The organism is Lactobacillus sp. N54.MGS-719, from assembly GCF_000980505.1.
GTDB lineage: Bacteria > Bacillota > Bacilli > Lactobacillales > Lactobacillaceae > Lactobacillus > Lactobacillus amylovorus.
In genome coordinates this window covers 1-9,256 of sequence record NZ_LARO01000057.1, presented here as the reverse complement: position 1 = coordinate 9,256, position 9,256 = coordinate 1, and the positions used below count along the sequence as shown (strand labels likewise).

Below are 9,256 nucleotides of genomic sequence, written 5' to 3'. Positions count from 1 at the left end.
TTCTGCTGCTCTGCGCATTCCAAAATTAAAACCACCGGCACCACCTAAATTTTTACCTGTATTTATATATATAATATCTCCGTTATCTATATATTGTTGTATTGATTCTTTAGTATGATCCGTACTTGCATTATCAATAACTAAAATATCTAAAGATTTTTTATAAGTTTGTGCAAGTAAAGCCTTTATATTTTTTTGCAATAATTTTTTTCTATTATAAGTTACAACAACAGCTACTACTTTATTATTCATTCAAAATTCTCTTTTCAATCAAAAATGTGTTTTTGTCTTTATCCCTATTTTTCTTTCAACAAGCGAGACTGCTTTTTGAAAATTCTTCTTTCCACCAAGCTGTTCCCATCTAACTTCAGTGTCTTTAAAATTATTTGTTTCAAGCCATACATCCATCAACAATTCAGAAATATAGCCATAAACTCTTGCTTCTTGAACCGAATAATCAGAAATATCTATTTCCTTCTCTAACTTTTCTAATACTCCAAAAATAAATTGGCAATATGAATCAAATGATTCTTTTTTCATAATAAACATATTGAACATATGTGCCTTTGTTCTATGCATTATCTGATCATATTTGGGTAGATAATCAGGATAATATTGAGCAATTATATCTCTTGTTTTATCTAATGGTTCTTTATGATGAGCATGAATATAATGAGAATAATTGGTCTCGATATAATAATTTCTCTTCTTAGGGAGAATCACATCATACTTATTTAATAATTTTTCTACTTTTTCAACGCTAAGAACATTATCTAATGAGTATGGCTTAGCATCAAAAAAGAGACGCCGATAGTGAACAAGACCTATTGCATCTACATCTTTTAAATTCTTCCAAGCCCAATAAACGGCGGTTAACTCATTATAGTTGGGATTCTTAGAAGATATATTTTCTCCTTCGTCGTCTCTTTGATATTCAATTCCTGGTTTATAATTTTTAGCTGCACCAACTAGAATTGGCATATATCCTTCTGCATTTGGCATAGGGAATTTTTTATGTGCAGCAACTAAGATCTTAATCTTCATAAAACTCTTTAATAAGCTCCATTCGGATGAATCATAACCAACACGGTTTTAACGATTAACTTAAAGTCCTCAAACAACCCAGAATGGTTAATATACACAATATCAAGCCAAACCATTTCGTCGAAATCAGCTTCGCTTCTACGAGTTACTTGCCATAAGCCAGTACAACCTGGCATTACGGTTAAACGTTGCTTGTCGTAGTTAGTGTATTCTTCTACTTCTGAAGGCAGAGGCGGACGTGGACCAACTAATGACATGTCACCAATCAACACATTCCACAATTGTGGTAATTCATCTAAGCTATATTTACGAATCACATGTCCAATCTTGGTAATTCTTGGGTCATCCTTGATCTTAAACATAGCGCCATCAATTTCATTCTGATCTTCTAACTTATCCAGCATCTTATCCGCATCAACGACCATCGATCGGAATTTCCACATTTTGAATGGCTTTTCGTTCTTACCAATTCGCTCTTGCGAATAAAAAGCTGGTCCTCCATCTTCACTTCTGATCTTGATAACCAAAAACAAAAACAATGGAGACAGAAGAATTAACCCACATGCACTAGCAACGATGTCAAATAATCGCTTCACTACATGATAAAAAGGTCGATCATTGACCTTTGCAGGATTAACTTTTAGTCTTTCCATAGCCATCATTGCCTATTCTTACCTTCTATATCCATACTTTATTAACATAAATTTAAATTTTGGGTTTACTCTCGGTTAAGTATTATAATACCTAATTCTTATCTTGTCTCGTTTGCAAAAGCTTACATCTTAAAAAAGCGGAAGATATTTCTTCTTTTCTTAAGTGGGCGCCAATTTAATTGAACATTATCACCATTGACAATTGCCCGGGCGTTATTTTTGAACTCATTTACGCGTTCTTCGCCAAACTCTTCACCTAGCTTTTTTAATGCTGCACTATATTCATATTGTCTTTTAGGCAGATCATGAGCATCTGAAGCAAAGCAAGCACATTGACCTACTTCGATGAATTGTTTGCTCATTTTTTCAATTTCTTTACCGAACGTACCAACATATGAACTAGCCGTTATCTGAACCAAGCATCCCTGCTCAATCAATTCTTGCAAGATGTGCGGCTCCTTCAAAATCCTACTGTTACGTTCCGGATGCACAACAATTGGTGTAATACCACGTTGTTGAATGCTAAAGATCATATCTTTAGCATAAGTCGGTACATCATCACTTGGAAACTCCAATAACATGTATTGTCCCTCTTCATCTAAGAAGAGAATGTCATCATTATCGAGTGTTTCAGGTAAATCTCCTGAGATGCGCACCTCTTGCCCAGGAAATACTGTTAATGGAATCTTTGCCTCATCAAGCATATCTTGAAAGTTCTCAGTTAACCGAATCACATCATCTTTGTGATTAAGATATTTTCCATTTAACGTATGTGGTGTACAGACTGCATGTGTAATGCCATCTTTTACAGCATCCCTTGCCAACTTAATTGATGTTTCCCAATCTTTTGATCCATCATCAATCCCCGGCAAAATGTGACAGTGAATATCAACTAAAGTCATAATTACTTCCTAAACTTAGAGAACAATCCTTTTTTCTTTGTATCTTCTTCTCCGTAGCCATAACCATAGCCGTATCCGTAACCATAGCCATAACCCGCATTATCAGAACTTACATCATTCATGATGTAACCCAAGATACGTGCCTTTGCAAATTCAAGCATTTCAACAGCACGCTTAATGGCCATCTTTTGCGTCTTACCTTGGCGAACTACTAAGACAACCCCATCTAAGTGACTAGCAAGTTCTTGTGTATCAGATACTTCAAGAACAGGAGCCAAGTCGATAATAACCAAATCGTAGCGTTCTTCGGTAAGTTTAACAAAGTCACGCATACGCTTAGAACCAATCAGTTCTGCTGGGTTAGGTGGCATCGGACCCGCCGTTAACACGTAAAGATTATCTACGCCACTCTCTTGTACTACACTATCAAGATCAACTTCCTTAGCAGTTGAAGAGATAACTGTACTAAGACCAACATGATTACTTAAGTTAAATGTTGAATGTACTGTGGGTCTACGTAAGTCAGCATCGACTAACAAAACTTTACGTCCAGCTTGAGCATAAGTAACAGCAACGTTAGCAGCTACAGTAGACTTACCTTCACTAATATTAGCAGAAGTAAATGCTAAAGACTTAATGTCATGATCCACTGCCATAAAGTTAATATTAGTACGAACAGTACGGAATTGTTCAGCTATTGGACTCTTTGGCTTAGCTACAGTGATTAATTTAGCACCATTCTTAATGGTATCATCTGTACCGCGCTTTTTCTTAAATAATGGCATTTTGTCCTCCTACTCTTATACTCTACGTCTCTTAGTTTGTCCACGATTAGTCATACTTGCGCTCTTTTTAATAGTAAATGAAGATGACAAGTGGAAGTGAGCAATTTGACCTAAGTTAGTTAAGCCTAATTCACGAGTTAAGAATTCATCGTCACGGACAGTAGTATTACTCATTTCACGAATAATAACTACAGCTAAGCTCAATACTAAACCAACTACGAAGCCGGCTAGGGTAAATAGCTTAACGTTAGGTGATGATTGAACACCATTAGTACCATTTGCCACAATTGTTACATTATTGACACTCATAATATTAGGAATTTCCTTACGGAAAGTTTCAGCTACTGCATTTACTTCTGCCTTCGCCTTAGCTGGTGTATCGGCTTCCGCTGAAATTGAGAAGACTTGTGATTGTTGTTGGGTGCCTACTGAGATACTCTTAGCAAGTTCTTTTGCAGAAACTGAATAACTCTTACCGCTTCGTTCAATTACAGCTGGGCGAGCTTTTCTCACTAATCTTCTTCTGCCGTTTTCATCAGTTCTGTACACTGCTTTTTGTGCTTTTTTCACAACAACAGTTGGATTAGCTAAACGATTAGAGGCTTCTGTCAAGATCTTGTTACTTGTTACGATGTCTTTATAAGTAGTAACCATCTGCATGTTAGCTTGTTGAGTCGCATAAGCTGCGTTTGGATCATTGTTGCGACTCTTTTGGTTAACTAACAATTGAGCAGTTGAAGTATATTTAGGAGAAATTACAAATTCTGAAACTCCCCAGCCGACTAAGGCAAGACCTACACTCCAAAGAATCAATGCCCAGATATGCTTACGGCAAATGCGTAATAATTGGGTAAGATCGATTGTATTTTCTTGTTCTTGTTTTTGTTCCATATCTCTTTCCTTATACTAGCGATTCATGACATAGCTGGCACTATTAGCAGCAACCTTTACCTTAGGAAGACCTAATGCTGCTCTTAATTTATCAGACACTCTTTGTCTTTCTTGTCTACTTACTACTTCGATTTCCATAGTACCAAACTTAGGATTCTGAGTTTGCTTACTTACACCTTGAGCATGATCTTGTGACAAGTTATCTGTTGCATTTCTATAATCCATCCCAATCTTGTACATTTGATTCATAGTCAAGTCAGTTTGCATTTCACTTGAGATTGAATTCAAGAATTTAGTATTAAGTAGTGTAGTAGGTGAGATAGACTTCTTAAGAAGTGCCATGACAACACGGCGATCACGGTCTTGACGACCATAATCTTGACGTGGATCCCCATGTCTAAGTTGAGCAAAAGCTAATGCCTTCTTACCATCCATATGGTAGGTCTTACCTTCTTGGAAGTGGTATCCCATATTGTCGAAAGTCAATGGTGAGGTTACATCAATACCACCAACTTGATCAATAGCCTTCTTAAGACCACCCATGTTGATCATAATGTAACCGTCAATTGGCACACTATAGTATTTATCCAGTGTCTTAACTGTTTCACCAACTCCGCCTAGTGTGTAAGCTGAGTTAATCTTAGTTACACCATATTGCGGGAAATCTGGGAAGATTGCATTTGAATCACGTGGAATAGATACAATTGACGTACTATTAGTCTTAGGATTAATTGCCATCATCATGATGGTATCAGTACGTCCTTTCCAGCTACGTCCCATTGCTCCAGTATCAGTACCGAGCAAAAGAATATTAATTGGTTTCTTCTGCGCTAGCAAATTATCAAGATTACGTCCCTTGTTGCTCTTAGTTGTCTTAGCAACGGGAGTATACATATTTTGCGTGGTATCGCGTAAGTTCTTATAAACCATACCACAAACAAAAAGTGCAATGACTACAATAACGCCGATCACAATCCAGAACCAACGCCAAAACTTACGATGGTGATGACGGTGATGTCTATGGTGGTGATGGCGACGTACATCATTATTTGGTTGATTATTTTCTGCCATTTTGATCCCCTTATTTATTTATACAACTTCCTTATTATATAATTGATACTAGCTTTTTTACAGGCTTGTAACGGCTTTCCACGTTAAATAATCGTGTTTTTTTCAAATATGTTGAACATGTAATACTAACTTCTTACATGCAAATAAAAAAGTGCACTAGCCTTTTAGGTTAGTACACTAATATAAATATTATCTCTGTAGTTCTTTAATTATACTATTACGTTCAAGGTAATCCCACTATTACCATAAAAAGCAACATTAGCGGTAGCTCTTATATTATTAACAGTAAGGAATTCACCTACATCTTCAACGAAGATAGAACCAGTATTATTACGAGCCAGCATAAACATATCATTTGTAAATAATATTGCCTGCAATAGACGATTCTTTGCTTCAGCAAAATGATTAATATCTACAAAAAAGATATCAAATTATATTAGCAATAATATGTACTTAATAATTCACATTTTTTCAATTAGTTGCCTATTGTAATACAATTAACTTATCTACACATTTAAAAAGAGGTGTTTACATGATTGATAATCAACCTAAAAAAACTAAAGCCTACATTGCAGGTGTGAACTTAAACGATCCTAACTTTGACTACTACATGACTGAACTGGCCAACTTAACTGAAGCTGACAACATGGAGGTCGTGGGACAAAGTTACCAAAACGCAGAATCAATCGTTGCCGGGACTTACTTCGGTGTCGGCAAGATTAACGAAATCAGAACAATGGCCCAAGGCTTGAAGGCCAAGGTCTTAGTTTTAAACGATGAATTAACCCCAGTGCAAATCCGTAACCTTGAGAAATTAACCAAGATGCGGGTCATCGACAGAACTGAATTAATTTTGGAAATTTTTGCCAGTCGTGCTCGCACTAAGCAGGCCAAACTGCAGGTGCAACTCGCCAGATTGCAATATGAGTTGCCACGTCTTCACCCTTCCGAGAACAACTTGGACCAGCAGCGTGGTGGTGGTTTCGCCAACCGTGGTGCCGGTGAAAGTAAGCTGGAAATGAACCGCCGGACAATCGGCAAGCAAATTTCCGCTATTAAGAAGGAACTTAAGGCCGTTGCCAGTCAAGAAGAGATCAAGTCGGCTCGCCGTAACCAAAGCCGCATCCCTAAAGTCGCCCTTGTTGGCTACACCAACGCCGGTAAGTCCACTACAATGAACGGTTTGCTCAAGGAATTTTCAAAAGAAGGCAGCGACAAGGAAGTCTTCGTCAAAAACATGCTGTTTGCAACGCTTGACACTAGCGTGCGGCGCATTGATCTCAAAGACAACTTCAGCTTTATTCTTTCTGACACCGTTGGTTTTATCTCTAAGTTGCCACACAACTTAGTTGAATCCTTCAAGGCAACTTTGCAAGAAACTAAGGATGCCGATCTCTTAATCAACGTGGTCGATGCTTCTGACCCTAACATGGTGCAGATGATCCGCACTACGCAGAACGTTTTGGATGAAATTGGCGTAAAGGGTATCCCAATGATCACCGCCTACAACAAAGCCGATAAGACTGATCGAAATTACCCCCAGATTGAAGGCAGCGACATTCTTTATTCCGCAATCGATCCTAAGTCGATCAAATTGCTGGCCGATTTGATTACAAAGCGCGTCTTCTCTAACTACGAGAAGCTCAACCTGAACCTCCCATTAAGTGCAGGCAAGGAACTGGCTTATTTGCATGAGAATGCTCAAGTTTTGAGTGAAAATTACGAAGAAGACGGCGTCCACATTGAAGCCAACATTGCGCCTGATGATCAGAGCCGCTTTGAAAAATATTTGGTTAATAATAGGTAATATATAATGAAGAAACACAATTTGCTGGTGGCCATCGTTGCAGTGGTTGAATGCATTGCGTTCACTGCTCAGCCCGTTCAAGCAGCGAAGTATTCGAAGTCTGAGGCTAAGCAGGTTAAGTATTTCCAACGTAAATACAAGAATTTGGATAAAGCGCAATACAACCGCAACAGCATTTACCAGCAAGCACCAAATTTTGCCAATCCTTTTTCACCAGGGGTCTTGAATCCGGCATACATTTCAACCACGATGGATTACGTTAATTACTACCGTGATTTGGTGGGACTGCCTAGCGAAGCTAATCCTGATGACGCTAACCGTAGCGCCCAGATCGGTGCTGCATCCCTCGCCGCAGTCAACGCAAGTGCCAGCCTACAAGCGCACGGTTTAATTAACTACCTGCGTCCCGACTACATCAGCGAAAACGATTGGGGCATCGCCGAGAACGCTACGCTAGGCAACATCAACTTCTTGGACGATGCGCATAGCGCCTCAGCAGGCGAGATCGTAACGGACTTGATGCGTGAAGACAACAATATCGCGGGCAAAGGCAATATTGGTCACCGGGCTCTGATTTTATCAGCACGTGCCACTCGCATGGGAGTTGGCGCAGCTTATGGACGTAATAGCAACGTGCTTTATTCAGTTCAAAACGGGTGGTTTGCTGATGATATTCTGCGCCAGCCGGTTGTTAACACGATGGTCTACCCTGCTCGCCGCGTCTTTCCATATGAATTAGTTGGCAAAAAAACACCATGGTCTTTCTCAACTACTAAGAGAATCATGGACACGCCGAAGATTTATATCACCGATATAACGGCTAAAAGACGCCATCGTGCCACACAGGTGCGCAACTTTGGCAAAGCCTTTTATGGCGATGGTTATGCGACAACTATCACTTATCAACCTGGTAAAACGAAGCTGATTAATACGCACAAGTACAAGGTGAAGATTGGCAAGTATTATAATTATACATTTAGATTTTTCAGACAAAATAGTAAATTAAAGTAACCAAAAAACAGCCGACGAATGTCGACCGTTTTTATTTATGTTTATTTTTTAGTTGCGACGCTTACGGTCAACAAGTGAACCTAAGCCAAACAATGATAACAAGCCTAAACCGAACAAGGCTAAGTTGTTTTGCTTTTCACCAGTTTGTGGCAAAGTTTTTTCTACCTTTGGAGCGGTCTTAGTTGCAGCTTTAACTACATTATTCTTAGTTGCGGTCTTAACTGCGCCTAACTTCTTAACACTGCCGCGGTTATTCTTAGCTTTCTCCATAGCCTTTGGAGAAATAGTTTTACTTTCCTTTTTATCATTCTTCTTGTGGTTAGCTTGAGGTTTATTTTCACCATGAGGAGCTACATTATCACCATGATGATCATCGTTTTTACCATTATTGTCAGTTGGATGATTATCTGGATTTGGTTTCTCATCTGAAGTTGTACCAGAGCCTGGGTTGCTATCTTTAATGAAGTGCAGCTTGTATTGAGCGTAAACCATAGCGATATCACGTGGAACTTCTTCTGGAACTTTCTCAGTAGGATCACCGTTTACGGCAAGTAAAGCCACAAAAGCAGCTGGCGTAATATTATTTAGACGAAGAGCTGGCTTTAATTTGCCATTTTCAGTATCTCTTTGAACATCCCACTTAGATGCCAAGCTGCCAATGGCCTTCTTAACGGCATCTTCACCGATTGCAGTATTGAACTGATCTGCCAAGTCCTTTTCACTGTCAAAGATGAAGTTTAAGCCTTCAATACCAACTTTCTTAGTCAAATCATCAGCGTCAAAGAAGACCAGCTTATTAGTATTTTGACGGCCTAAAACAGTTTGATTATTCTTGTCAGTCCAAGTTTGTTTGTTCAATTTTACAAGGTCGGCAAGAGACTCACCATTTTTGCCATTTGCAATTACAGCAATTGGGTGATAGCCTCTGAAGTCGGTTACCACGAAGACAGTATTAGCATCTGGCAAAACAATGCCATCCATCTTAATTACCGCGTTATTGGTTAAGTCGGCGAACATGTTTTCAACACCGCTTAATTCACCTTGAGCTTTAACAAAGCCATAGTCGTCCAAGCGCTTGATATTACTAAAGTC

At 38.8% G+C, this 9,256-nt stretch carries 11 protein-coding genes; 2 read left to right on the top strand and 9 right to left on the bottom strand.

Features of this window, described 5'->3' with window-relative positions:
• The 8 genes from WS44_RS08260 to WS44_RS10115 all read right to left on the bottom strand — a co-directional run.
• On the bottom strand, positions 1-252 hold a 252-nt coding region (locus WS44_RS08260), incomplete at its 3' end, for a glycosyltransferase (RefSeq protein WP_046433998.1).
• A gap of 18 nt (positions 253-270) precedes the next feature.
• Complete coding sequence (locus tag WS44_RS08255; RefSeq protein ID WP_046433997.1) at positions 271-1,044, bottom strand: DUF4422 domain-containing protein; 774 nt, start codon at positions 1,042-1,044, stop codon at positions 271-273.
• 8 nt (positions 1,045-1,052) lie between these two features.
• Entirely contained in the window at positions 1,053-1,703 is a 651-nt protein-coding gene (locus WS44_RS08250) for a sugar transferase (protein WP_046433999.1), read from the bottom strand.
• A gap of 116 nt (positions 1,704-1,819) precedes the next feature.
• Positions 1,820-2,599, bottom strand: a complete 780-nt coding sequence (locus WS44_RS08245) for a CpsB/CapC family capsule biosynthesis tyrosine phosphatase (protein ID WP_046433996.1) — start codon at positions 2,597-2,599, stop codon at positions 1,820-1,822.
• Positions 2,600-2,601: 2 nt separating this feature from the next.
• Complete coding sequence (locus tag WS44_RS08240; protein WP_013438614.1) at positions 2,602-3,384, bottom strand: CpsD/CapB family tyrosine-protein kinase; 783 nt, start codon at positions 3,382-3,384, stop codon at positions 2,602-2,604.
• Positions 3,385-3,399: 15 nt separating this feature from the next.
• Positions 3,400-4,275: a Wzz/FepE/Etk N-terminal domain-containing protein gene (locus tag WS44_RS08235; protein WP_046433995.1), complete on the bottom strand. Its 876-nt coding sequence runs from the start codon at positions 4,273-4,275 to the stop codon at positions 3,400-3,402.
• A gap of 15 nt (positions 4,276-4,290) precedes the next feature.
• A complete protein-coding gene (locus WS44_RS08230) occupies positions 4,291-5,346 on the bottom strand; it encodes an LCP family protein (RefSeq protein WP_046433994.1) in 1,056 nt (351 codons plus the stop codon).
• A 209-nt stretch (positions 5,347-5,555) separates the two neighbouring features.
• Complete coding sequence (locus tag WS44_RS10115) at positions 5,556-5,696, bottom strand: hypothetical protein (RefSeq protein ID WP_288145722.1); 141 nt, start codon at positions 5,694-5,696, stop codon at positions 5,556-5,558.
• Positions 5,697-5,878: 182 nt separating this feature from the next.
• On the opposite strand from WS44_RS10115, the gene hflX reads away from it, so the two are divergent.
• Positions 5,879-7,153, top strand: coding sequence for a GTPase HflX (gene hflX / locus WS44_RS08225; RefSeq protein ID WP_046433993.1), 1,275 nt, complete (start codon positions 5,879-5,881; stop codon positions 7,151-7,153).
• Positions 7,154-7,159: 6 nt separating this feature from the next.
• Complete coding sequence (locus WS44_RS08220) at positions 7,160-8,164, top strand: CAP domain-containing protein (RefSeq protein ID WP_046433992.1); 1,005 nt, start codon at positions 7,160-7,162, stop codon at positions 8,162-8,164.
• A gap of 48 nt (positions 8,165-8,212) precedes the next feature.
• Here WS44_RS08220 and WS44_RS08215 read toward each other — a convergent pair.
• Positions 8,213-9,256 (bottom strand): LPXTG cell wall anchor domain-containing protein (locus tag WS44_RS08215; protein WP_046433991.1); only part of this gene is annotated, 1,044 nt, incomplete at its 5' end.

Coding starts and splice junctions, on each gene's coding strand:
- WS44_RS08250 (WP_046433999.1), bottom strand. CDS start 1,703: ATGGCTATGGAAAGACTAAAAGTTAATCCTGCAAAGGTCAATGATCGA.
- WS44_RS08235 (WP_046433995.1), bottom strand. CDS start 4,275: ATGGAACAAAAACAAGAACAAGAAAATACAATCGATCTTACCCAATTA.
- hflX (WP_046433993.1), top strand. CDS start 5,879: ATGATTGATAATCAACCTAAAAAAACTAAAGCCTACATTGCAGGTGTG.
- WS44_RS08255 (WP_046433997.1), bottom strand. CDS start 1,044: ATGAAGATTAAGATCTTAGTTGCTGCACATAAAAAATTCCCTATGCCA.
- WS44_RS08245 (WP_046433996.1), bottom strand. CDS start 2,599: ATGACTTTAGTTGATATTCACTGTCACATTTTGCCGGGGATTGATGAT.
- WS44_RS08220 (WP_046433992.1), top strand. CDS start 7,160: ATGAAGAAACACAATTTGCTGGTGGCCATCGTTGCAGTGGTTGAATGC.
- WS44_RS08230 (WP_046433994.1), bottom strand. CDS start 5,346: ATGGCAGAAAATAATCAACCAAATAATGATGTACGTCGCCATCACCAC.
- WS44_RS10115 (WP_288145722.1), bottom strand. CDS start 5,696: ATGTTTATGCTGGCTCGTAATAATACTGGTTCTATCTTCGTTGAAGAT.
- WS44_RS08240 (WP_013438614.1), bottom strand. CDS start 3,384: ATGCCATTATTTAAGAAAAAGCGCGGTACAGATGATACCATTAAGAAT.